Raw genomic sequence first — 22,911 nt, 5'->3', positions numbered from 1 at the left:
GACCGCCGCACGCTGATGCGGCTCGCTGCCGCGCTGGCGGTGCCCGGCGCCCTGCCCCGCCGGGCATGGTCCTCGCCCGGCTGGGGAAACGACCCCTTCGCGCTCGGCGTGGCGAGCGGAGACCCGGCACCCGACGGCTTCGTGCTCTGGACCCGGCTGATGCCACCGGAGCCCGGCGGCGCGGCCGGCCCGGCGACGGTGCGCTGGGAGCTGGCGCACGACGACCGGTTCCGCCGCATCGTGCGCCAGGGCACGGCCACGGCCCTGCCGGAGCTGGCGCACAGCGTGCATGTGGAACTGCGCGGGCTGGAGCCGGGGCGCTGGTATTTCTACCGCTTCCTGCACGGCGACGCCGCGAGCCCCACCGGCCGCACGCGCACCGCGCCGTCCCTCGCAGACCCGCAGCCGCACCTGCGCCTGGCATTCGCCTCGTGCCAGCGCTGGGAGCACGGGTGTTACGCCGCCTGGAACGACGTGTGCCGACATGCGCCCGACCTCGTGCTGTTCCTGGGCGACTACATCTACGAATACGCGAGCCCCGCCGACCCCTCTGGCCTGGCCCGCGTGCATGCGCTTCGCCACGCGCGGACGCTGGCCGACTTCCGCGACCGCTACGCGCTGCACCGCAGCGACCCGGCCCTGCAGGCGGCCCACGCCGCAGCCCCCTGGGCCGTGACCTGGGACGACCACGAGGTGGAGAACGACTACGCTGGGCTGTCCGGGCGGGAGCCGGAGGCCGCCTTCGCCGACCTGCGGGCCGCGGCCTACCAGGCGTTCTACGAGCACATGCCGCTGCGCGCGGCGGCGCTCCAGGCCGGCGGCAGCTTCGGCGGCCTGCAGCTGTACCGGCGCCTCGCCTGGGGGCGGCTGGCACACCTGCACCTGCTCGACGCGCGCCAGTTCCGCAGCCGCCAGGCTTGCCGCCCGCCGGGCGCAGGCGATGCGGGAGCGGTACGGCCTGCCCACTGCCCCGAGCTCGGGGACCCGGCGCGCAGCTTTCTCGGCGTGGGCCAGGAGCGCTGGCTGGATGCGGGGCTGGCGGAGGATGCCGCGCCAGCCGGCGATGGGAGCACCCCGCGCTGGAGCGTGATCGCGCAGCAGACACTTTTCTCACCGCGCCGCACGCCCTCCGGACGGCAGGGCACCGACAGCTGGGACGGCTATCCCGCGGCGCGCGAACGGCTGCTCGCCTCCCTCGCGGGCCGGGCGCCGCGCAATACCGTGTTCCTCGGCGGAGACATCCACCAGAACTACGTCTGCGAAGTACGCGGCCCCGCGCCGGACGGCCCCATCCTGGCCAGCGAGTTCTGCGGCACCTCCATCAGCTCGCGGGCAGGCACCACGCAGGAACGGGTGGACGCCATCGTGCGGCTCAATCCCCACGTGCTGCTGGCACGCAGCGACCTGCGTGGCTGGGGCCTGGCCGACGTCACGCCGCAGCGCTGGACCACGGTGCTGCGGACGGTGGACGACCCGCTGCGGCCCGACAGCGCCTGCGCCACCCTGGCGCGCTTCGTGGTGGAAGACCGCCGCCCGGGCCCGGTACAGGACTGACGTACCCGCTTGTAACAAAGCCGCCATAGGCCGGGGCGGGCCGATAGGATGCCCTGCGTTATCCCCGAGATCATTCCATTGCACGACGAAGGAGGCGTACCCGCATGAAGTTCCCGTCCACCCGCCGCACCGCCCTGGCGCTGGCTGCCGCCACGGCCCTGCTGGCCGCCTGCTCCACCGCCCCGCAACTCGCCTATTCGGTGCCGGACCAGCCGGAAGGGTCTTCGGGGTACACGGAGAAACCCGGCTGGGCCACGCGCCAGTTCGCGGTCGCCGCGGCCAATCCGCTGGCCACCGATGCGGGCTACCAGGTGCTCAAGGCCGGCGGCTCGGCCATCGATGCGGCCATCGCGGTGCAGATGGTGCTCACGCTGGTCGAACCCCAGTCCAGCGGCATCGGCGGCGGCGCCTTCCTGCTGCACGCCGCGGGCAGCAAGGTGGAAGCGTACGACGGGCGCGAGACCGCCCCTGCCGCCGCCAGCGAGAACCTGTTCCTCGGCCGGGACGGCAAGCCCATGCCGTTCTACGACGGCGTGGTCGGCGGCCGCTCGGTCGGCGTGCCCGGCGCCGTGCGCATGCTCGAGATGGCGCACCGCGAGCACGGGGTGTTGCCGTGGGCACAGCTGTTCGAGCCTGCCATCCGACTGGCCGAGGGCGGCTTCAAGGTGAGCGCCCGGCTCAACAGCCTGCTCGCCAACGAGAAATACCTGGCGCAGGACCCGGCCGCGCGGGCCTACTTCTTCGATCCCGCGGGCAAGCCCTGGCCCGCGGGGCACGTGCTGCGCAATCCGGAGCTCGCGGCCGTGCTGCGGGCCATCGCGCAGAACGGCTCCAGGGCACTGCTGGAGGGCGAGGTCGCCCAGGCCATCGTGGCCAAGGTGCAGGGCCATCCGACGAATCCCGGCCAGCTGAGCCTGGCGGACCTGGCGGGCTACCAGCCGAAGAAGCGCGAAGCCCTGTGCAGCGACTACACCGTGGCGGCCCATGCCTACCGCATGTGCGGATTCCCGCCTCCCGGCTCCGGGGCGATCGCCGTGGCGCAGATCCTCGGCATCCTGCAGCAGACGCCCGCGGCCGGCATGCCGCTGCAGGCCGGCCCGAACGGCCCGCAGGACCTGCAGCCCGGCGCAGACTGGCTCTACTACTACAACGAGGCCGCGCGCCTGGCCTTCGCCGACCGCGGGCTCTACGTGGCGGACCCCGACTTCGTGCAGCCGCCGGCGGGCAACTGGTCGAGCCTGCTCGATCCCGCCTACCTGGCCCAGCGCGCCCGCCTCATCGGCCCGCAGAGCCTGAAGGTGGCCCAGCCCGGCACGCCGGGAGCCGTGAAGACGGCGCTGGCGCCGATGCCCGACCAGATCGAGCACGGCACCAGCCACATCAGCGTGGTGGACGCCCGCGGCAATGCCGTGGCGATGACGACGACCATCGAGGACCAGTTCGGCTCCCGCCAGATGGTCAAGGGCTTCCTGCTGAACAACGAACTGACCGACTTCAGCTTCGCGCCCCGCGACGCGGCCGGCCGGCCCATCGCCAACCGCGTGGAGCCCGGCAAGCGCCCCCGCTCCTCCATGGCCCCGACCCTGGTCTTCGACAAGGCCACCGGCCAGCTCGCGATGAGCGGCGGCAGCCCGGGCGGCGCGCTCATCATCCACTACACCGCCAAGACGCTGCATGGCATCTTCAACTGGGGGCTGACGCCGCAGCAGGCCATCAACCTGCCGAACTTCGGCAACCTCAACGGCCCCACCATGCTGGAGGAAACGCGTTTCCTGCCCGCCACCGTGGAGCAGCTGCGCACGCGCGGCGCCGAGGTGCGCGAGATAAACATGACCAGCGGGCTGCAGGCCATCACCCGCGCCAACGTGCACGGCCAGCCGATGTGGCTGGGCGGCGCCGATCCGCGCCGCGAGGGCATCGTGATGGGCGACTGACCGGCCACGCCGCCCGGCGGCCACGGCCGAGCTAGCACATCGCATGTGCAGTGCCAAGCCCCGCTCGGCGGGGCTGTGGTTTTGGCGGCGCGTGCCCGCCTGAAAATCGCTTGCTCCCACGGAAGAGTCGCCCGGAGAATGCTGGGCGATGGCGACACGGCGGCTGCCTGCGCAGCCGGCCTCCGCCACGGACCAATTTCCGCGAGGACGGGGAGAACACATGGGCAAGCGTTTCTGGGCAGCTTTCGCCACCGTGCTGGCGTTCTGGGCAGGGCCCGCCACCAGCCAGACCACCGCGCCGCTGCGGGCCTGGAACATCCATCCCGACGGCTATCCCGTCACCGAGGCGATGAAGAGCTTCGCCGCCGAGGTGCAGGCCGGCACCCAGGGCCGCTACCGGATCCAGCTCTTCTCCGATGCCGTCCTGGGCGACCAGGCCAAGGCGGTGCAGATGCTCAAGGCCGGCGAAATCGACGCCGCGGAATTCAACATGGGCCCGCTCGCGGAAGCGGTGCCGGCGCTGCAGGCGTTCAACCTGCCCTTCCTGTTCAGCAACGCCGCGCACATGTTCCGCTACCTGGACGGCCCGATGGGCGACCGGCTCGCGGAGAAGCTCAAGGCGTCCGGCTACGTCGTGCTGGGCTGGTACAACGGCGGCGCCCGCTCGTTCTATTGCGCCGACAAGCCCATCAGCCGCCGGGAGGACCTGGCGGGCCTGCGCATCCGGGTACAACAGGTCGAATCGCACATCGAGATGGTGAAGCTGCTGGGCGCCACCCCGGTGGTCGTACCCTACAAGGACGTGCCCGAGAGCTTCCGCACCGGCAAGATCGACTGCGCGGAAGGCAACATCGTCTCGTACGAGTCCACCGGCCAGTACAAGCTGGCGAAATACATGCTGCTGGACCAGCACATGATCGCGCCCGAGGCCCTGGTGGTTTCCACCCAGCTGTGGAAGCGGCTGAGCGAAGAGGACCGCAAGGTCTTCCTGAAGGCCGGCAAGGACTCGGCGCTGCTGATGCGCAGCCTCTGGGAAAAGCGTGAACTCGCGGCCCGCACCGCCCTGGCCAAGGAGGGCGTGCAGTTCGCCCCCGTGGCCGACTTCTCGCCCTACGTGCGCCGCATGGCGCCGCTCTACAAGAAGTACACCGACAACCCCGAGGTGCGGGGCGACCTGCTCACCATCATCTCCAACCAGTGACCGGGCGCTCAGCCGAGCCCGAACCCCAGCGCCATGCCCGCGCCGCCGCGTGACCGCGCATCGGTCATGGCGCGTTGCGCCGCCGGAGGCACGCCGGCACCCACCGCATCGCCAACCTGCACATCCGCCGCATTGCCGAAGCTGCCCCCGAAGCCGGCGCCCTGGGGCCATTGCACGGCCGGCAGCGCCTCCAGCGCGGGACGCGCGAAGAGGTAGCCCTGGTACAGGTGGACGCCCATGGCCCGCAGCGGGCGGAGCTCGTCCTCGGTTTCCACGCCCTCGGCGATCACGGCGATGCCCAGCGACTCGCCCATCGAGACCACGCCGCGGGCGATGGCCTGGCGCACCGGGTCGGTGCCGATGCCGCGCACCAGCGCCATGTCGATCTTCAACATGTCGGGCTGGAAGTCCGCCAGCAGGCCCAGCCCCGCATAGCCGGCGCCGAAATCGTCGATGGCCGTGCGCAGGCCCTGGCGCCGGTAGGCGCGCAGGATGCGGTTGAGGTGCTCGCGGTCGTGGGCGTTCTCGTGCTCCGCCACCTCGAAGATGATGCGCTCGACCGGAAAGCCATTGCGCCGCGCGGCCTGCAGGGTGACCTGGATGCAGGACTCGGGCTGGTACACCGCATTGGGCAGGAAGTTGATGCTCAGCCGGCAGTCGATGCCCAGCCGGGCCGCCAGCTCCACCGCGCGCACCCGGCAGGCCTGGTCGAACGCATAGCGGTTGCCGTCGTTCACGCGGGCCAGCACCGACGCGGCCGAACTGCCGTCGGCGCCGCGCACCAGCGCTTCGTACGCGAACACGCTTCCGCCGTGGCGCAGGTCCACGATGGGCTGGAAAGCCATGGTGAAGTCGAAATCCAGCTCTGCGGTACCGTTGCGGCACGCGGAGCAGGCGCGGGCGGAAGGAGCGTGCGCGTGCATGGAAGTCAGGGGAGCATTCCCGGAAGTGGCCCAGGCAGCTTAGTGCAGACGCGCGCCCGCGCGGGGGACCCGGCCACAGCAAGCGGTGGCGTCCTACGCCGGCGCCCACGGGGCACGGCCTGGCGCGTGCGGCACCTTCGGGTATCGGTTCCTGCCCGGGAGCAGCCCCGGCGCCCCGCGATGCTATTGATTCAATAGCACGCCGATATACCGGGGCCGGCCGGCGGCATTCCGGCGAAAATCCCCGGCGTGTCCATCCCCCAGTCCTTCATCCAGGAATTGCTTTCGCGCGTCGATGTGGTCGATGTGGTCGGCCGCTACGTGCAGCTCAAGAAGGGCGGGGCCAATTTCATGGGGCTGTGCCCCTTCCACGGCGAGAAGTCGCCCTCGTTCAGCGTCAGCCCGTCCAAGCAGTTCTACCACTGCTTCGGCTGCGGCAAGAACGGCAATGCGATCAGCTTCCTGATGGAGCATGCCGGCATGGGCTTCGTGGAGGCCGTGCAGGACCTGGCCCAGCAGGTGGGCCTGCAGGTGCCGCAGGACGACGTCTCCCCGCAGGAACGCGAGCGCGCGGCAGCGCAGCGCCAGAAGCAGGCCACCCTGACCGACGTGCTGGAGAAGGCGGGCGAGGCCTACCGCCGCCACCTGCGCGAATCGCAACGCGCCATCGCGTACTTCAAGGGGCGCGGCGTGTCGGGGGCGGTCGCCAAGCGCTACGGCCTGGGCTACGCGCCCGAGGGGTGGCGCACGCTGGCCAGCGTGTTCCCCGAGTACGACAACCCGCTGCTGCACGAGAGCGGGCTGGTCATCGTGAACGAGGAAGACGGCAAGCGCTACGACCGCTTCCGCGACCGGGTGATGTTCCCGATCCGCAACGTGAAGGGCGAATGCATCGGCTTCGGGGGGCGGGTGCTGGGCGATGACAAGCCCAAGTACCTCAATTCGCCCGAAACCCCCGTCTTCCACAAGGGGCGCGAGCTCTACGGCCTGTTCGAGGCGCGCACCGCCATCCGCGAGCATGGCTATGCGCTCGTCACCGAGGGCTACATGGACGTGGTCGCGCTCGCGCAGCTGGGCTTTCCGAACGCCGTCGCCACGCTGGGCACGGCCTGCACGCCGGAGCACGTCCACAAGCTCTTCCGCTTCACCGACACGGTGGTATTCAGCTTCGACGGCGACGCGGCGGGCCGGCGCGCGGCGCGCAAGGCGCTCGACGGCGCCCTGCCCTACGCCACGGACACGCGCAGCGTGAAGTTCCTGTTCCTGCCCGCCGAGCACGACCCCGACAGCTTCGTGCGCGCCCATGGCACCGACGCGTTCGCACGGCACGTGCAGGGCGCCATGCCGCTGAGCCGCTTCCTGGTGGAAGCCGCCAGCGAGGGCTGCGACCTGGGGCTGGCCGAAGGCCGCGCCCGCATGGCGGCGAACGCCCGGCCGCTGTGGACCGCACTGCCCGACGGCGCGCTCAAGCGCCAGCTGCTGGGCGAACTGGCGGAGCTCGCCCAGCTCACGTCGGCCGATCTTTCGGACCTCTGGAACCAGGCTGCCGCACAGGACGCCGGGCGGCACGGCGGCGGCGGCGCCCGCCCGCAGAGCGCCGCAGCGCAGGGGGCGCCGGCCGCCGATGATGCGCCTCCCTGGGGCGGGCCACCGGACGGCGGCGGCTGGGCGCCCGCGCGGGACGATGGCTACGGACACGGCCAGGGCGGCAGCATGGGCACGGGAAGCCCCAGGCCCTGGCGCAAGGACGGCGGCGACTGGAAGGGCAAGGGCAAGTGGCGCGGCCGCGGCGAGGACCAGCGCCCGCCGCAGCCGCCCCTGCCCTCCACGCCCGCCGCAGGACGGGACGACCACGCGGCGCGGCTGCTGCTGTCGCACACGGAGTTCCTGGAAGACCTCTCGCACGAGGACCACGCCACGCTGTGCGCCCTGCCCGCGCCCCACGGCGCCCTCTTCACCTGGCTGGAGGCGCAGTGGCACGAGCATGGCCCGCAGGCCTGGGCCGTGCTGCGCGAGAGCCTGCGCGGGCACGACGCGGAGGCGCTGGCGGTGCGGGTGATGACCGGCTCGCATGCCCAGACCGAGGGCGACGCGGCCGAGCTGCGGACCGAGCTGCGCGACCTGCTCGACCGCATGCTGATGGAAGACATCAAGCGCCAGGAGAAGGAACTCATCCTGCAGGCGGCGACCGATCCGTCCGCGCTGGAGAAGTACCGCGCGCTGCAGCAGCGGCGGCAGGCCCTGCTGGGCATCGCGCCCGCGAACTTGAAAAAAGCGGGCGGGCTATAATATAGGGTTCATCGGCAAGAGCGACAGCAGCACCTCCGGGCCGGGCAACCGTGACACACACGCACACCGCCCCCCACACCGCAAGGACTGCACACCAAATGATCGCCCACACATCTTGCCCACGGGGGCCCGCCCCTCGAACCGCGGAGGCACCGCCTTCGCCCTGCCACCCGCGCCGGTAGCCGACGCGCTTGCGTTTTCTTTGTGTGTCCGTTTTTGAATCTGAGGTCGTCCATGCCCGCTCAAAAGTCCGCGAAGTCGCCCAAGTCCGTCCCCGATACCGCTGCGAAGGCCGCCTCCTCCTCGAAAACCCAGGCCGCTCCTGCCGCAAAGAAAGCTCCATCCGTGCCCGTGAACAAGTCCGCCGACAAGCCCGAAGCCTCCGAAGAAACCACCGCCAAGAAGGCGAGCCGCGCGAAGGCCGCGGCCCCTGCGGCGGCCGATGACGACGAAACGCCCAAGAAGCGCCCCGGCCGCCCGGCCAAGGCCGCCACCACCGCCGCCGCCGGCAAGGCCCCCGCCAAGCGCGGCCGCAAGCCCAAGGCCGCCGAGGAAGGTGCCGTGGGCGACGACGCCGACCTGTCGGACATCGAATCCGAACTCGAGGGAGAGGTCGAGGCCGAGCCGGCCGAGGCGGCGCCCACCGCCGAGAAGGTCAAGCCCCTGCGCATGAAGATCAGCAAGGCGAAGGAACGCGCCTTGATGAAGGAATTCGGCCTGGACGACACCGTCCTGTCCGAGGAAGACCTGGCCAAGCGCCGCTCGCGCCTGAAGGCCCTGATCACGCTGGGCAAGACCCGCGGCTACCTGACCCAGGTCGAGATCTCCGACCACCTGCCCGACAAGCTGGTCGATGCCGAGACCATGGAAGTCGTGGTCACCATGCTCAACGACATGGGCGTGGCCGTGTACGAGCAGACGCCCGATGCCGAGACGCTGTTCCAGAACAACGTCACGCCCACCGCCACCACCGTCGAGGAAGCCGAGGAAGAAGCCGAGGCGGCCCTCTCCACCGTGGACAGCGAATTCGGCCGCACCACCGACCCGGTCCGCATGTACATGCGCGAGATGGGCACCGTGGAACTGCTCACCCGCGAGGGCGAGATCGAGATCGCCAAGCGCATCGAAGGCGGCCTGCAGGCCATGATGGAAGCCATCAGCGCATCGCCCGCCACCATCGCCGAGATCCTGGCGATGGGCGAGGAGATCCGCGAGGGCAAGGTCGTCATCTCCACCATCGTGGACGGCTTCTCCAACCCCAACGAGGCCGACGACTACGTGGCCGAGGAAGACTTCGACGAGTTCGACGAAGAGGATGACGACGACGGCAAGGGCGGCTCCAAGGCCCTGACCAAGAAGCTGGAAGAGCTCAAGAACGAAGCGCTGCGCCGGTTCGACAACCTGCGCGGGCTCTTCGAGAAGATGCACAAGATCTACGACAAGGAAGGCTATGGCACGCCGGCCTACATGAAGGCCCAGCACGCCATCTCGGCCGAGCTGATGACCATCCGCTTCACGGCCAAGACCATCGAGAAGCTGTGCGACATGGTCCGCGCCCAGGTGGACGACGTGCGCAAGAAGGAGCGCGAGCTGCGCCGCATCATCGTGGACAAGTGCGGCATGCCGCAGGAGACCTTCATCAAGGACTTCCCGCCCAACCTGCTGAACCTGCAGTGGGTCGAGAAGCAGGCCGCCGCCGGCAAGCCCTGGAGCGCCGTGCTCGCGCGCAACATCCCGCCGGTGCAGGAACTGCAGCAGCGCCTGATGGACCTGCAGTCCCGCGTGGTGGTGCCGCTGTCCGAGCTCAAGGACATCAACAAGCGCATGAACGAGGGCGAGTCCGCCTCGCGCGACGCGAAGAAGGAAATGATCGAGGCCAACCTGCGCCTCGTGATCTCCATCGCCAAGAAGTACACCAACCGCGGCCTGCAGTTCCTCGACCTGATCCAGGAAGGCAACATCGGCCTGATGAAGGCGGTGGACAAGTTCGAATACCGCCGCGGCTACAAGTTCTCGACCTACGCCACGTGGTGGATCCGCCAGGCCATCACGCGCTCGATCGCCGACCAGGCGCGCACCATCCGCATCCCGGTGCACATGATCGAGACGATCAACAAGATGAACCGCATCAGCCGCCAGCACCTGCAGGAGTTCGGCTTCGAGCCCGATGCGTCCATCCTGGCCGCGAAGATGGAGATCCCCGAGGACAAGATCCGCAAGATCATGAAGATCGCCAAGGAGCCGATCTCCATGGAAACGCCGATCGGCGACGACGACGACAGCCACCTGGGCGACTTCATCGAGGACGGTGCCAACACCGCCCCGATCGACGCCGCCATGCAGGCCGGCCTGCGCGACGTGGTCAAGGACATCCTGGACGGCCTCACGCCGCGCGAAGCCAAGGTGCTGCGCATGCGCTTCGGCATCGAGATGTCCACCGACCACACGCTGGAAGAAGTCGGCAAGCAGTTCGACGTGACCCGCGAGCGCATCCGCCAGATCGAGGCCAAGGCGCTGCGCAAGCTCAAGCACCCGAGCCGCAGCGACAAGCTGCGCAGCTTCATCGACTCGCTCTGAGCCGCGCCGCGCAGGCCGTCCTTCCCGGCGGCCCTGCCACCCAAAGCCCCGTGCCCACCGGCCGGGGCTTTTTTCATGGGGCCGACCCTGCCTACAGCAGAGTTACACCTCTTGCGGGAAAATACCATTGACGTTCATCAATAAGGAATTCCAATGACCGCAAAACTCGATCCGGCGCGGCCCGGGCGTGCGCGCTGGGCCGGCAGGCTCGTGGGCGCCCTGGCCGTGCTGTTCGGCCTCGCCTTCCTCGCGGGCGGCATCACCCTGGCCACCCTGGGCGGCAGCCTGTACTTCGCGCCGGCCGGCCTGGCGATGCTGGTGGCCGGCGTCCTGCTGTGGCGCGGGCGCACGGCCGGTGCCTGGCTCTATGCCGTGACGCTGGCCGCCAGCGTGGCGTGGGCCCTCGCCGATGCGGGCTGGTCGTTCTGGCCGCTCTTCTCGCGCCTCTTCGCCCTCGGCGTGCTCGGCCTGCTGGTGGCGCTCGCCTATCCCGGCCTGGCCGCACCGCGTGGCCGCGGGGCCTATGGCGTGGCGGCCGTGCTGGCCGTGGCGCTGGCCGCGGCTTTCGGCGGCATGTTCGTGCCACACCCCACGGTGGCGGCCAACGGCAACGGCCCGGGCCTGACGCCCGTCGATCCGGCCCTGGCCCAGAAAAACTGGGAGCATTACGGCAACACCAACGGCGGCAGCCGCTTCGCCGCGCTGGACCAGATCAACCGCGGCAACGTCGGCCAGCTCGAGGTGGCCTGGACGTACCGCACGGGCGACATCGCCGAGAGCAACGGCAACGGCGCGGAAGACCAGACCACGCCGCTGCAGATCGGCGAGCGCCTGTACCTCTGCACGCCGCACAACAACCTGATCGCGCTGGAGGCCGGCACCGGCCGCGAGCTCTGGAAGCGCGAGATCAACGCGCAGTCGTCCGTGTGGCAGCGCTGCCGGGGCCTGGCCTACTTCGACGCGGCCGCACCGCTGCCGGCCGTGACTGCCGCGGGCGCCACGCCCGTGCAGCCGGTGGCCCTGCCGGCCGGCGCCAACTGCCAGCGCCGCATCCTCACCAACACCATCGACGCGCGCCTGATCGCGGTCGATGCCGACACGGGCGAGTTCTGCCGGGGCTTCGGCACCAACGGCCAGGTGGACCTGAAGGCCGGCCTGGGCGCATCGCCCGACCCGTTCTACCAGCTCACCTCCCCGCCGCTGATGGCGGGCACCACCGTGGTGGTGGGCGGCCGCGTGGCCGACAACGTGCAGGCCGACATGCCCGGTGGCGTGATCCGCGGCTTCGATGTGGTGACCGGCCAGATGCGCTGGGCCTTCGACCCGGGCAATCCGGAAGACAAGAAGGCGCCCGCCGAAGGCAAGACCTACGTGCGCAGCACGCCCAACTCCTGGGCGCCGATGTCGTACGACGCGGCGATGAACACCGTCTTCCTGCCCATGGGCAGCCCTTCGACCGACCTGTACGGCGCCGAGCGCACGGCACTGAACCACAGGTACGGCGCCTCCGTGCTCGCGGTGGATGCCACCACGGGTGCCGAGAAGTGGGTGTACCAGACCGTGCACAACGACCTCTGGGACTTCGACCTGCCGATGCAGCCGAGCTTTATCGACTTTCCCGTGGACGGCGGCCGCACCGTGCCGGCGCTGGCCATCGGCACCAAGGCCGGCCAGATCTACGTGCTGGACCGCGCCACCGGCAAGCCGCTGACCGACGTGCAGGAGCAGCCGGTGAAGAAGGCCGACATCCCGAACGAGCCGTATTCGGCCACGCAGCCGCGCTCGGTGGGCATGCCGCAGATCGGCGCACAGACCCTGACCGAATCCGACATGTGGGGCGCCACGCCCTTCGACCAGATGCTGTGCCGCATCGCCTTCAAGAAGATGCGCTACGAGGGCCTCTACACCGCGCCGGGCACGGATGTGTCGCTGAGCTTTCCCGGGTCGCTGGGGGGCATGAACTGGGGCGGCCTGTCGGTGGATCCGGTCCACGGCTTCCTGTTCGCCAACGACATGCGTCTGGGCCTGTGGGTGCAGATGATTCCCTCGGCCAACCGCGGTGCCGCTTCCGGCGGCGGCGAGGCCGTGAACACCGGCATGGGCGCCGTGCCGCTCAAGGGCACGCCCTACGCGGTGAACAAGAACCGCTTCCTGTCCGTGGCCGGCATTCCCTGCCAGGCACCGCCCTACGGCACGCTCACGGCCATCGACCTGAAAACCCGCCAGGTGGCCTGGCAGGTGCCCGTGGGCACGGTGCAGGACACCGGCCCGATGGGCATCAAGATGCGCATGCCCATTCCCATCGGCATGCCCACGCTCGGCGGCACGCTGGCCACCCAGGGCGGCCTGGTGTTCATCGCCGGCACGCAGGACTACTACCTGCGCGCTTTCGACAGCAGCAACGGCAAGGAAGCCTGGAAGGCCCGCCTGCCCGTGGGCAGCCAGGGCGGCCCGATGACCTACCAGTCGGCGAAGACCGGCAGGCAGTACGTGGTCATCACCGCGGGCGGCGCGCGCCAGTCGCCCGACCGGGGGGATTACGTCATCGCCTACGCGCTGCCCGCGCAGCGTTGAACCGGAGCCGGGCCGGCGGATCCCCTCCGCCCCCTGGCATCACTGAAAGCCCCGCGCCCACCGGCCGGGGCTTTTTTCATGGCCCGGTGCCGGATCTGCCCGGTAGTGCGTATCTGCCACAAAAATGTGTCAATTCCATTGAATTTGCAAATAAATAATTTCAAAAGTTTCAATAAGAAAATAAGATCCCAGCCAGGTGCTCGACCATGGGACGGTCAAAAGGCGGTCTCCCGGCACTGTGACGCGGGAGGCGCCGCAGGTGCCCGCCCGTTCCTGCCAGCCCCACCGTGACCTCCCACCATGAGCGAAAAAATCTCCTCCTTCGGCAACCTGCGGATCAGCCACCGCATCGGCCTGGCCTTCCTCGCCGTGATCGCCGTGCTGGCGCTGCTGGCCGGCCTGTCGCTCGGGGCGCTGGGCGACGTGAACCGTGCCCTCACCAAGGTCACGCGCGACGCCTACCCGAAGGTCAAGCTGCTGACGCAGATCACCAACGAGACGGAAGCCCAGTCGCGCTACACGCGCAACATGCTGATCTTCGACAGCGCGGACAGCCGCGCGAAGGAAATCCGCCGCATCCAGGAAAGCCGCGAGGCCGTCAACAAGCTGTTCTCGCAGCTGTCGCAGCTGGTGCGCTCCCCCTCGGGCGTCGAAATGCTCCAGGCCTGCCAGGCAACACGCGCGAACTACGTCGCCGAAGTGGACCGGATGCTGCAGCTGATGCGCGAAGACCACTCGGCGGATGCCCGGGACCTGCTGGACACCAGACTGCGCCCCACTCAGCAGAAATACCTGGATGCCATCAACCGCCTGTCCGAGCACCAGCAGAAGGTGATGGCCGAGGACAGCGACCGGGCGGACGCGCAGGTGAGCACCGGCCGCGTCACCGTCATCGCCATCGGCGCGGTGGCCGCCGTGCTGGCCGTGGCGCTGTGCTGGCTCATCGCCCGCTCCATCACCCGCCCGCTGCATACCGCCGTGCAGGTGGCCGAGGCCGTGGCCGGCGGCGACCTGACCTCGCACATCCCCACGGGTCGGCGCGACGAGGTGGGCCAGTTGCTCTCGGCCCTGGCGCGCATGAACGACAGCCTGGTGCGCATCGTGGGCAGCGTGCGCGCGGGCTCCGACTCCATCGCCACCGGCACCGTGCAGATCGCCAACGGCAATGCCGACCTGAGCCAGCGCACGGAAGAACAGGCCAGCAACCTGGAGGAAACCGCCGCCTCGATGGAGGAGCTGACCTCCACCGTGCAGCAGAACGCCGACTCGGCCCGCCGGGCCCACCAGCTGGTGTCGGGCGCCTCGTCCGTCGCGGCCCGGGGCGGCGCCGTGGTGCAGGACGTGGTGCGCACCATGGACTCGATCCGCCAGGGCTCGGACCGCATGGCCGACATCATCGGCACCATCAACGGCATCGCCTTCCAGACCAACATCCTCGCGCTGAACGCGGCCGTGGAAGCCGCCCGCGCAGGCGAACAGGGCCGCGGCTTCGCCGTGGTGGCGGCCGAGGTGCGCAGCCTCGCGCAGCGCAGCGCGCAGGCCGCCGCGGAGATCAAGGGCCTGATCGAAAACAGCGTGTCGCGCGTGAACGCCGGCAGCGAACTCGTGGCCCAGGCCGGCCGCACGATGGAAGACATCGTGACCCAGGTGGCCGAGGTGTCCACCCTGGTCGCGGAAATCAGCGCCGCCAGCGCGGAGCAATCCAGCGGCATCGGCCAGGTGGGCGACGCCGTGCAGCAGCTGGACCAGGTCACGCAGCAGAACGCCGCGCTGGTGGAAGAAAGCGCCGCGGCCGCCGACAGCCTGAAGTTCCAGGCGGAAACGCTCGCGCGCACCGTGGCGCAGTTCCGGCTGCCGGCGGGTGCGGACGGGACGGGCGCCACTGCAGCCCCGGCACGGCGTGGCCCTGCGGGCGGGCCGGACGGCCTGCTGCTGGCTGCGGCCTGAGTGAGCGGATCCGGCGGCGGTCCCTTCCGGGGCCGCTCAGTGCCTCATGGAGGCGATCGGCGGACTTGCTCGTTCACCCACTCCGGGCTCTTGCCCTTCACGCACAACGCAGGATCGCGAACCCAGTCCGTGAACCACCGCGTGGGCTGGCCCTGCAGGGCGTGGCACGGGGTGTAGCCGATGCTGGGCATGTAGTAGTGCTGGGCGATGGAGACCACGGGAACCAGCAGCAGCGCGATGGTGCTGACCGCGACCGATAGATTGGCCGCGAGCTCGAATTGCTTGATGAGGCTGGGGCGGCAAGGGATCGCCCGCATCACCATCACGATGATTGCCAGCGAGCCGAAAGCGACGAGGAACGGCATCAGGTGCATGCCCGGCGTGATCCGCACCACGGGCGCTTTCAACACGATGTCCTGCACCATCGGCACCAAGGCATGGCGGGTCATCAGCGCCGCTCCTGCCACGAGCCCGAGATACAGCGGAATGCCCCACCGGACAAGCTTTCGGATGTGGTGTATGTCGTGCATGGATGACCGGGGGATCGAGGGCACGGCGCCACGGCTCATGGAGTTGCGGGCGACCTGGACAACCGCGCCTGCTCGTTGACCCAATCCAGGCTCTTGCCCTTCACACACCACGCAGGATCGCGAACCCAGTCCGTGAACCAGAGGGTCGGGTTGCCCTGCAGTTCGTAGCACGCCGTGTAGCCAAGGCTCGGCATGTACAGGCGCTGGATGAACGAGGTCACAGGGATCAGCAGCATCACCAAGCCGCTGGCGAGCACGGCGATGGTGAACGCGCGCTCGAACTTCGCAATCGCGGCTTCACGGCACAGCGCGACGCGCATGGCGCCGAGCACGATGGCCATGATGCAGACGCCGGCGACGAACGGTGCCAGCTGGGCAGCGGGCGCAATCCGGACGACGGGAGCCCTTGCCGCGATACCCTGGAACACGGGCACGACGCCGTGCAAGGTGGTCCACATGCAGGCGGCCACGATACCGATAAAGAGCGGCGTGCTCCACAGCATCGTTTTACGCAGCGTGGGAATGTCATGCATTTCAGATGCACATCCAGGGTTCCAGGCCAGCCCGTCCCTTGCTCCGCTACGCGATTCAGGGAGCCCCATGCGGCACGGGCGCCCTCGCCTGCCCGTTGACCCAATCCAGGCTCTTGCCCTTCACGCACAACGCCGGATCGCGAACCCAGTCCGTGAACCACAACGTGGGCTGGCCCTGCAGGACATGGCATTGGGTATAGCCGATGCTCGGCATGTAGAAGCGCTGGGCGATGGAGGTTACGGGAACCAGCAGAAACGCGATGGCACTGGCTGCGACCGTGATGTTGAAGGCACGCTCGGTCCGCCGGATCAGCCCATCGCTGAAAGGTACTGCCCGCATGATCCCGACAACGATGCCGAGGATGCACAGAACAACGACGAAGGGTGCCAATTGCGCTGCAGGAGCGATCCGGACGCCCGCTGCTCCAGAGGCGATCTGCTGGATCGTTTGCATCACGGCTTCAAGGAAGAGCCACACACACCCCGCACCGACGAGCGCGCTGAGAGGTATGCCCCAAAGCAATGATTTACGGATTTGCTGGATGTCGTGCATGGGGCCTTGGACCTAAAAGCGCAAACAATGGATACGGCAAAGCCAGTCCCTCGTTGCCTCGTCGATGGTCCGGCCTAGTTCAACCTTCTTTTGCGCCATGCTGTCCCGCAAATCGTCATGCCAGGACTGCGCCTTGGTATCGATGCGATATATGCCATTGGCAAGATTTTCGGGAGCCATCCTGAGGGCTGCGATCACTTTGCCCTTGATCCCGTACTTGGCATCCGCAACATTCAGGACAATTCCCGCCGCCACAGCCACCAAGGCCATGACGAATGTTGGGACGATCGCGATGGTAGTCGCGATTCCGCCGATGTAAGTCGCAAAGCCGTAGGCCACCAACGCTCCCAACCCACCTTTCACCGCCTCCACCCCGATCCCACCCACGAGGTCATACATCGTCTTCTCGTTGTTGAACATGAAGTCCATCAACTCGATGCCGCTGGAGACGACCACGCCCAGCATGAACCCGCCCTTGGCGATGCCCTGCAGGCTCTTCATGCCCAGGCCCAGCTGGATCATCTTCGGATTCGTGGCGAGGTAGCGCGTGCCCTGCAGCGCGGAGCTGCGGCGGGCCGAGTAGCCCTTGATGATGATGTAGGTGCCGGTCGCGGTCGTCTTCACATAGCTGGTGATGCCCGACATGCCGATCGCATTCAGCGTGCGGGTGATGGCGATCGCATCGTTGGCGCCTTGTGCCGCCGGCCCCACCCACGGCTCGCTGGCGTTGGGGCTGAAGGTGTGCTGCCAGTACTGGCCGAACGTTGAACTGGCGAGGATCTTGCGCAGGTTGAATTCCAGCGCCGGGTTGTTCCGGGCCTTGTCCTGCAGGGTGCTCATGTACTGGCCCTGGGTGAGCACCAGCACATCCACCCGGTTCTGCTCCATGGACTGCGCCACGGACTGGGCATAGCCCATATTGAAAAATGTCGCTGCGAGCTCAGCGCTCATGGTTCCTCCCCTGCTGTCGCGTTTTCGATGGGGGCGAATGCTAGGTTCACCCACTCCGCTCGCTTGCAACAATGCGTTAACCCAACGACGTTTTCCAGGAATCGTTCCGCCTGGAAGAACGCTCAGTACAACTGCCCCTTTTCGCCTTGACAAGGACATCGGCTGACGAATATCGGCTGCGAATGGGCGGCAACGACACATCCGCCCTCCCTATCGTGCAAACCCCTGGAGGCAGCAGCCCCAGCCGGGCGTACCATGCTCGACAGAGAAGATAGAGAGAGAGAAAACCGCATGACTGCATCCCCATCGGCAGCCCCCGCCGGAGGCCTGCCTGTGTCGCCGCCCGATCCAGCCGCCCCACCCCTGCGCATCGCCGTGATGGGCGCCGGTGCCGTCGGCTGCTACTTCGGCGCCTTGCTCGCGCGCGCCGGCCATGCGGTCACGCTGATCGGCCGGCCCGCGCACGTCGAGGCGATCCGCGCGAACGGCCTGCGCCTGCAGACCGCCACGCTCGACGAACAGGTGCCCATGGTGGCCGACACCGATCCCGCCGCGGTGCGCGGCGCGGACGTAGTGATGTTCTGCGTGAAATCCACCGACACCGAAGACGCTGCCCGGCAGATTCAGCCGCACCTCGCGCCCGACGCGCTGGTGCTCACGCTGCAGAACGGCGTGGACAACGACGAGCGCGTGCGCGGCGTGCTGGGTGATGCCCATCCCGTCGCTGCCGCCGTGGTCTATGTCGCCACAGAAATGGCCGGCCCCGGCCACGTACGCCACCACGGGCGCGGCGAACTGGTGATCGCGCCCTCGCCCCACAGCGCCACGGTGGCGCAGCAGTTCAGCGCCGCCGGTATCGCCACGGAGATTTCAGACAACGTGCGCGGCGCGCTCTGGGCCAAGCTGGTGCTCAACTGCGCATACAACGCGATCTCCGCGCTCGCACAGCAGCCCTACGGCCGACTGGTGCAGACACCCGGCGTGGCGGACGTGATCGCCGACGTGGTGGCCGAATGCCTGGCCGTGGCCGAAGCGGACGGCATCCAGATTCCGGGCGACGTGGGTGCGGCGGTGAGCCGCATCGCGGCCACGATGCCGGGGCAGATGTCGTCCACCGCGCAGGATCTGGCGCGGGGCAAGCCGAGCGAGATCGATCACCTCAATGGGTATGTGGTGGCGCGGGGGAAGGCGGTGGGGGTGGCGACGCCGGTGAATCGGGCGTTGTGGGTGTTGGTGAAGGTGGTGGAGGCGCAGGGAGACTGAATGACGAATGTCGGCTGCAATGCTGCAAGCGAGCTAACGACGCCAGCTGCGTGCCGGTCAGGAGCCCAGCACCCCGTACCGACAAGAAGCATAGCACTTTAAAAAGATCATGATCGTATTGCCATGAAAATTACTGAACTGACTCGCCGGGACATCATCGACTCCATTAGCTCGGAAACGACCAGTTGGTCGGGGCGTCTTGAAGAGCCCGAGTTTCTGGGGAGGCTATTCGATCTTCAAAAGCTGCCATCGACGGATAGCCGCTTTCCGGATGCGGCAGGCGACATCTGGAAGCACCGCGTCAACAACTCGGACTGGGATGCTGATTGGGTATTCCACGACAGTCGCTTCAACTTGGCCCATGGGGACGACGACGCATTTCTCCGGTTCCTCTGCGAGATGCTTCATCCTGTCGTCCGGCCCGACGCTACCGAGGTCGAGAGACTGCGACAGATGTTCAACCAGTTTCTTCGTGGTGATGGATTTGAACTGGCGGAGCGTACACGCATCTCCGGCCGTCCCGTCTATGTTGGCCGCTTTATCGGTATTGGACATACGCCAGGTTTGGCAGCGGCCCGCGAGACGCTCGCAGGAACCGACCCTGGATATGTGAGTCAGCAAATCACGCGTATGGAATCCGCCGTTCGCAACGATCCCGGTTTGGCCATCGGTACTGCCAAAGAACTGATCGAAACCTGCTGCAAGACAATCTTGACCGCGCGGGCTGTCGAATTTTCAAAGAAGGCGGACATACCTGACCTAGTAAAGCTGACCGCCAAAGAATTGGATCTCACGCCTGCCGACATTCCGGAGCAGGCCAAAGCCAGTGAAACCATAAGGCGCCTACTTAGCAACCTAGCAAGCATCACCCAAGGCATCACAGAGTTGCGAAACCACTACGGAACAGGACACGGCAAGGCTGCTGGTGCCAAGGGCCTGCAGTCTCGCCACGCCAAGCTCGCGGTGGGTGCTGCCTCAACACTGGCAGTCTTTTTGGCGGAGACGCACAACGAACGCGTGAGCTGATGGCACCGGGCCTGAATGGACGCGGAGCCACTTGAATATCATTAAGCTCTATGGCCATCGATCTTCGAATCCTAGGCTCCAAACTTGCCAGATACCGAGGACAACTCAAAGAGTCCATCGTTGATGTCGCGTCTTCGACAGGTATAGACGCTGCTCGCTTGGCGGTCATTGAAGCCGGCCAGACCGAGCCTACTGGTGACGAGGTTCTGATCCTGGCTGATCACTACCGCTGCGATTTCAAATTCTTCATTTCCAATGAGCAGGTCGCGCCCTTTGAGCAAACCGAGACGCTCTATCGCGCGCATGGAAGTGACTTCACCAAGGGGGATCGCCGCGCGGTCCAAGACTTCCTTTACCTGTGTGAGACTGAAGACTTCCTGATGCGAGAGCTCGGACGCACGCCAAAGAGCTTTTCGTTTGCCCCGAGAGGCAATTTCTTCAAGGGGCACGGAGAGACTGCCGCCGCTAGTCTCCGCGCGGCCCTCGGATATTCTGATCGGGAAGTTCCCCGTGATGTCTACGCAGAGTTTCGCAGCGTTGGCGTCCATGTGTTCCGGCGCAAGCTCGGAAACTCCAACATTTCCGGCCTGTTCATCATGCATCCGGTCGCGGGCAAATGCGCATTGATCAACCATAGCGAGGACATCTATCGCCAGCGATTCAGCGCGGCACACGAAATGGCCCACGCGATATTTGATTTCACCCAAGGAGCTAGTGTCAGCTTTGAAGGCTCCAGCGGATCAGACATGGTGGAGCTGCGAGCCAACCGCTTCGCCTCGTGCTTTCTCATGCCACCGGCTTTCTTGGCACGGCTTCCAGACCCGTCCCGATGGACGGATGCCGAAGCACAGCGATGGTCCAACGAATTGCGTGTGAGTTGCGTCGCGCTCGCCATCGCATTAAAGGAGTCGAAGCTGATCGATGCATCGACCTACAACCGCATTCGCAATCTGCGTGTGCCGCGCGAGGCGAAGATCGATCCCGAATTGCCCGAGAGCCTCAGCGCCACGCAGCGCGAACGCAAAGCACGGCTGTTGGAGTTAGGGCTCTCCAACCATTACGTCGGTCTATGCTTCGAAGGATTCAGTGCTGGCATCATCAGTATCGGCCGTCTGGCCGAAGCGCTGCTGTGCAGCCACGGCGAACTCGCCGAACTCGCAGCTCTATACGGCAGGACACTCCATGGCCATTGACCCGTCAAAGTTCCAACTGATTAATGTCGCCGACACCTGCTCGGTATGGAATGTGCTGTCGTCCTCCACCCTGCACGCGGCAGCAAAGGAGGCCCGCTGCGAGTTTTGCATCACCAGCTTCGTGCGCTACGAATGCCTGTACAAACCCCGCAAGGAGACGCCGACGGCCTCGGAAGCTGAACTCATGCGGCGATTGGCCCATGAACAGAACCGCGGCGGCTTTGCAGCTCATTCCTGCGATATCGATGACTTGCAGGCGATCAAATTGTTGGAGAGTCGCAAGCGCCTAGGCAAAGGAGAACTTTCATCCATCGCATTTGCCATGAAGATAGGACAAGCCGTCATCACCGACGACATGAAGGCCCGCAAGCTTGCAGAGGAATCTGGGCACGCCCACATTCAAACTACGCCGCACCTGTTCTCATGGTTGATCTTTAAAGGGCGGCTTGGCGACTCCGACAAGGGCACGGTGATTGCACAGCACCAAGCCATGGACCGGCCGCTGGCCCCTCATTTCGAGACAGCTTACGAAATGGCTTTGCAATGCAGGCTAAACGCGATGCCGTAGAGGGTGGTTCTGACGAGGCGCCGCATCTCAGGCAGTGCGAGTGATGCGGCAAGAGTCGGCCAGTCGTGTTAGCTACTCAGACTCCTCAATTGTCAGTGCACTGGCACACTCCTCACCCCGCCAACGCCCGCATCTCTGCAATCAGGTCTGCTTTCCCCTCAAACCCAATCCCCGGCAACGCCGGCAGCGTCACATACCCGTTCTCCACCTTCACCCCGTCCGGGAACCCACCGTACGGCTGGAACAAATCCGGGTAGCTCTCGTTCCCGCCCAGGCCCAGGCCGGCGGCGATGGCGAGGGACATCTGGTGGCCGCCGTGGGGGATGCAGCGGCTGGGGGACCAGCTGTTCTCTTTCAGCATGTCGAGCGTGCGCAGGTATTCGACCAGGCCGTAGCTGAGGGCGCAGTCAAACTGCAGCCAGTCGCGGTCGGGGCGCATGCCGCCGTGGCGGATGAGGTTGCGGGCGTCCTGCATGGAGAACAGGTTTTCGCCCGTGGCCATGGGGCCCTGGTACACCTCGCCGAGCTTGGCCTGCAGTTCGTAGTCGAGCGGGTCGCCGGCTTCCTCGTACCAGAACAGGGGGTATTGCGAGAGTGCCTTGCCGTAGTCGATGGCGGTTTGCAGGTCGAAGCGGCCGTTGGCGTCCACGGCGAGTTGCTGGCCGGGGCCGAGGATTTTCAGGACGGATTCGATGCGCTCGCAGTCGTCGGCCAGCGTGGCGCCGCCGATCTTCATCTTGACGACGGAGTAGCCGCGCGCGAGGTAGCTCTCCATCTCTTTCTTCAGGCCGTCCAGGCCCTTGCCGGGGTAGTAGTAGCCGCCGGCCGCATAGACGAACACGCGCGGGTTGGCGGGCGTGCCGTTGCCGTAGCGCTCGGCGAGCAGCTGGTAGAGGGGCTTGCCGGCTATTTTTGCCACTGCGTCCCACACGGCCATGTCGATGGTGCCGACGGCGACGGAGCGCTCGCCGTGGCCGCCGGGTTTTTCGTTGGTCATCATGCGCGCCCAGATCTTGTGGGGGCACAGGTTGTCGCCGGTGTCATCGACCAGGGAGGCGGGGTCGGCCTCCAGCACGCGCGGAATGAAGCGGTCGCGCATGAGCGCGCCCTGGCCGTAGCGGCCGTTGGAGTTGAAGCCGTAGCCGATCACGGGCTTGCCGTCGCGGATCACGTCGGTGACGACGGCGACGAGGCTCAGCGTCATCTTCGAGAAGTCGATGTAGGCGTTGCGGATGTCGGACTTGATGGGGCGCGTGGATTCGAGGATGTCAACGATTCGCATGGTGGTGAAAGGC

Annotated in this window: 17 protein-coding genes; 11 read left to right on the top strand and 6 right to left on the bottom strand. The window is 67.2% G+C overall.

All coding sequences use genetic code 11. From position 1 onward, the window contains the following. Positions 1 to 15 precede the first annotated feature (15 nt). The 3 genes from ACAV_RS07095 to ACAV_RS07085 all read left to right on the top strand — a co-directional run bounded on the left by ACAV_RS07095 (position 16) and on the right by ACAV_RS07085 (position 4,689). Entirely contained in the window at positions 16 to 1,554 is a 1,539-nt protein-coding gene (locus ACAV_RS07095; RefSeq protein WP_013593898.1) for an alkaline phosphatase D family protein, read from the top strand. 104 nt (positions 1,555 to 1,658) lie between these two features. Beyond that, complete coding sequence (locus ACAV_RS07090; RefSeq protein WP_013593897.1) at positions 1,659 to 3,488, top strand: gamma-glutamyltransferase family protein; 1,830 nt, start codon at positions 1,659 to 1,661, stop codon at positions 3,486 to 3,488. Between the two features lie 220 nt (positions 3,489 to 3,708). Further along, positions 3,709 to 4,689, top strand: coding sequence for a TRAP transporter substrate-binding protein (locus ACAV_RS07085; RefSeq protein WP_013593896.1), 981 nt, complete (start codon positions 3,709 to 3,711; stop codon positions 4,687 to 4,689). Between the two features lie 8 nt (positions 4,690 to 4,697). On the opposite strand, the gene ACAV_RS07080 is transcribed toward ACAV_RS07085, so the two are convergent. Beyond that, positions 4,698 to 5,612: an EAL domain-containing protein gene (locus ACAV_RS07080; RefSeq protein WP_013593895.1), complete on the bottom strand. Its 915-nt coding sequence runs from the start codon at positions 5,610 to 5,612 to the stop codon at positions 4,698 to 4,700. 249 nt (positions 5,613 to 5,861) lie between these two features. On the opposite strand from ACAV_RS07080, the gene dnaG reads away from it, so the two are divergent. The 4 genes from dnaG to ACAV_RS07060 all read left to right on the top strand — a co-directional run bounded on the left by dnaG (position 5,862) and on the right by ACAV_RS07060 (position 14,999). Beyond that, entirely contained in the window at positions 5,862 to 7,901 is a 2,040-nt protein-coding gene (gene dnaG / locus ACAV_RS07075) for a DNA primase (RefSeq protein ID WP_013593894.1), read from the top strand. Between the two features lie 234 nt (positions 7,902 to 8,135). After that, positions 8,136 to 10,478 (top strand): RNA polymerase sigma factor RpoD, encoded by a 2,343-nt coding sequence (gene rpoD, locus ACAV_RS07070; protein ID WP_013593893.1) that lies wholly within the window; start codon positions 8,136 to 8,138, stop codon positions 10,476 to 10,478. A gap of 153 nt (positions 10,479 to 10,631) precedes the next feature. Continuing rightward, positions 10,632 to 13,052: a glucose/quinate/shikimate family membrane-bound PQQ-dependent dehydrogenase gene (locus ACAV_RS07065; RefSeq protein WP_013593892.1), complete on the top strand. Its 2,421-nt coding sequence runs from the start codon at positions 10,632 to 10,634 to the stop codon at positions 13,050 to 13,052. A gap of 300 nt (positions 13,053 to 13,352) precedes the next feature. Then, positions 13,353 to 14,999 (top strand): methyl-accepting chemotaxis protein, encoded by a 1,647-nt coding sequence (locus ACAV_RS07060; RefSeq protein ID WP_013593891.1) that lies wholly within the window; start codon positions 13,353 to 13,355, stop codon positions 14,997 to 14,999. Positions 15,000 to 15,043: 44 nt separating this feature from the next. Here the strand turns inward: ACAV_RS07060 and ACAV_RS07055 are convergent, their stop codons facing one another. Genes ACAV_RS07055 through ACAV_RS07040 form a run of 4 tightly spaced genes read right to left on the bottom strand, consistent with a single transcriptional unit; the run spans position 15,044 to position 17,566 of the window. Further along, positions 15,044 to 15,529, bottom strand: a complete 486-nt coding sequence (locus tag ACAV_RS07055; RefSeq protein WP_041828627.1) for a DUF1240 domain-containing protein — start codon at positions 15,527 to 15,529, stop codon at positions 15,044 to 15,046. Between the two features lie 35 nt (positions 15,530 to 15,564). Further along, positions 15,565 to 16,062 (bottom strand): hypothetical protein, encoded by a 498-nt coding sequence (locus ACAV_RS07050; protein WP_041828625.1) that lies wholly within the window; start codon positions 16,060 to 16,062, stop codon positions 15,565 to 15,567. A 55-nt stretch (positions 16,063 to 16,117) separates the two neighbouring features. Continuing rightward, entirely contained in the window at positions 16,118 to 16,615 is a 498-nt protein-coding gene (locus tag ACAV_RS07045; RefSeq protein WP_013593888.1) for a DUF1240 domain-containing protein, read from the bottom strand. Between the two features lie 12 nt (positions 16,616 to 16,627). After that, on the bottom strand, positions 16,628 to 17,566 hold the full coding sequence (locus tag ACAV_RS07040) for a hypothetical protein (protein WP_013593887.1): 939 nt from the start codon (positions 17,564 to 17,566) through the stop codon (positions 16,628 to 16,630). A 291-nt stretch (positions 17,567 to 17,857) separates the two neighbouring features. On the opposite strand from ACAV_RS07040, the gene ACAV_RS07035 reads away from it, so the two are divergent. From ACAV_RS07035 to ACAV_RS07025, 4 genes are all read left to right on the top strand, one after another. Further along, entirely contained in the window at positions 17,858 to 18,829 is a 972-nt protein-coding gene (locus ACAV_RS07035) for a ketopantoate reductase family protein (RefSeq protein ID WP_013593886.1), read from the top strand. Between the two features lie 123 nt (positions 18,830 to 18,952). Continuing rightward, on the top strand, positions 18,953 to 19,855 hold the full coding sequence (locus ACAV_RS24030) for an abortive infection family protein (protein ID WP_013593885.1): 903 nt from the start codon (positions 18,953 to 18,955) through the stop codon (positions 19,853 to 19,855). 50 nt (positions 19,856 to 19,905) lie between these two features. After that, positions 19,906 to 21,048: a helix-turn-helix domain-containing protein gene (locus tag ACAV_RS07030; protein ID WP_081463117.1), complete on the top strand. Its 1,143-nt coding sequence runs from the start codon at positions 19,906 to 19,908 to the stop codon at positions 21,046 to 21,048. After that, positions 21,038 to 21,616: a PIN domain-containing protein gene (locus ACAV_RS07025; protein ID WP_013593883.1), complete on the top strand. Its 579-nt coding sequence runs from the start codon at positions 21,038 to 21,040 to the stop codon at positions 21,614 to 21,616. Before ACAV_RS07030 ends, ACAV_RS07025 begins: the two co-directional genes overlap by 11 nt. Before the next feature lie 112 nt (positions 21,617 to 21,728). Here ACAV_RS07025 and ACAV_RS07020 read toward each other — a convergent pair whose 3' ends face one another. Next, positions 21,729 to 22,898 carry a mandelate racemase/muconate lactonizing enzyme family protein gene (locus tag ACAV_RS07020; protein WP_013593882.1) on the bottom strand — a complete coding sequence of 390 codons (1,170 nt, stop codon included), beginning with the start codon at positions 22,896 to 22,898 and terminating at the stop codon, positions 21,729 to 21,731. Positions 22,899 to 22,911: the final 13 nt, after the last annotated feature.

Source organism: Paracidovorax avenae ATCC 19860 (genome assembly GCF_000176855.2).
In the GTDB taxonomy this organism is placed as follows: domain Bacteria; phylum Pseudomonadota; class Gammaproteobacteria; order Burkholderiales; family Burkholderiaceae_C; genus Paracidovorax; species Paracidovorax avenae.
This window is presented reverse-complemented; position numbering and strand designations above follow the sequence as displayed.

Coding starts and splice junctions, on each gene's coding strand:
- ACAV_RS07035 (WP_013593886.1), top strand. CDS start 17,858: ATGACTGCATCCCCATCGGCAGCCCCCGCCGGAGGCCTGCCTGTGTCG.
- ACAV_RS07055 (WP_041828627.1), bottom strand. CDS start 15,529: ATGCACGACATACACCACATCCGAAAGCTTGTCCGGTGGGGCATTCCG.
- ACAV_RS07020 (WP_013593882.1), bottom strand. CDS start 22,898: ATGCGAATCGTTGACATCCTCGAATCCACGCGCCCCATCAAGTCCGAC.
- ACAV_RS07065 (WP_013593892.1), top strand. CDS start 10,632: ATGACCGCAAAACTCGATCCGGCGCGGCCCGGGCGTGCGCGCTGGGCC.
- ACAV_RS07090 (WP_013593897.1), top strand. CDS start 1,659: ATGAAGTTCCCGTCCACCCGCCGCACCGCCCTGGCGCTGGCTGCCGCC.
- ACAV_RS07030 (WP_081463117.1), top strand. CDS start 19,906: ATGGCCATCGATCTTCGAATCCTAGGCTCCAAACTTGCCAGATACCGA.
- ACAV_RS07080 (WP_013593895.1), bottom strand. CDS start 5,612: ATGCACGCGCACGCTCCTTCCGCCCGCGCCTGCTCCGCGTGCCGCAAC.
- ACAV_RS07040 (WP_013593887.1), bottom strand. CDS start 17,566: ATGAGCGCTGAGCTCGCAGCGACATTTTTCAATATGGGCTATGCCCAG.
- ACAV_RS07095 (WP_013593898.1), top strand. CDS start 16: ATGCGGCTCGCTGCCGCGCTGGCGGTGCCCGGCGCCCTGCCCCGCCGG.
- ACAV_RS07025 (WP_013593883.1), top strand. CDS start 21,038: ATGGCCATTGACCCGTCAAAGTTCCAACTGATTAATGTCGCCGACACC.
- ACAV_RS07060 (WP_013593891.1), top strand. CDS start 13,353: ATGAGCGAAAAAATCTCCTCCTTCGGCAACCTGCGGATCAGCCACCGC.
- ACAV_RS07050 (WP_041828625.1), bottom strand. CDS start 16,062: ATGCATGACATTCCCACGCTGCGTAAAACGATGCTGTGGAGCACGCCG.
- ACAV_RS24030 (WP_013593885.1), top strand. CDS start 18,953: ATGAAAATTACTGAACTGACTCGCCGGGACATCATCGACTCCATTAGC.
- ACAV_RS07085 (WP_013593896.1), top strand. CDS start 3,709: ATGGGCAAGCGTTTCTGGGCAGCTTTCGCCACCGTGCTGGCGTTCTGG.
- ACAV_RS07045 (WP_013593888.1), bottom strand. CDS start 16,615: ATGCACGACATCCAGCAAATCCGTAAATCATTGCTTTGGGGCATACCT.
- rpoD (WP_013593893.1), top strand. CDS start 8,136: ATGCCCGCTCAAAAGTCCGCGAAGTCGCCCAAGTCCGTCCCCGATACC.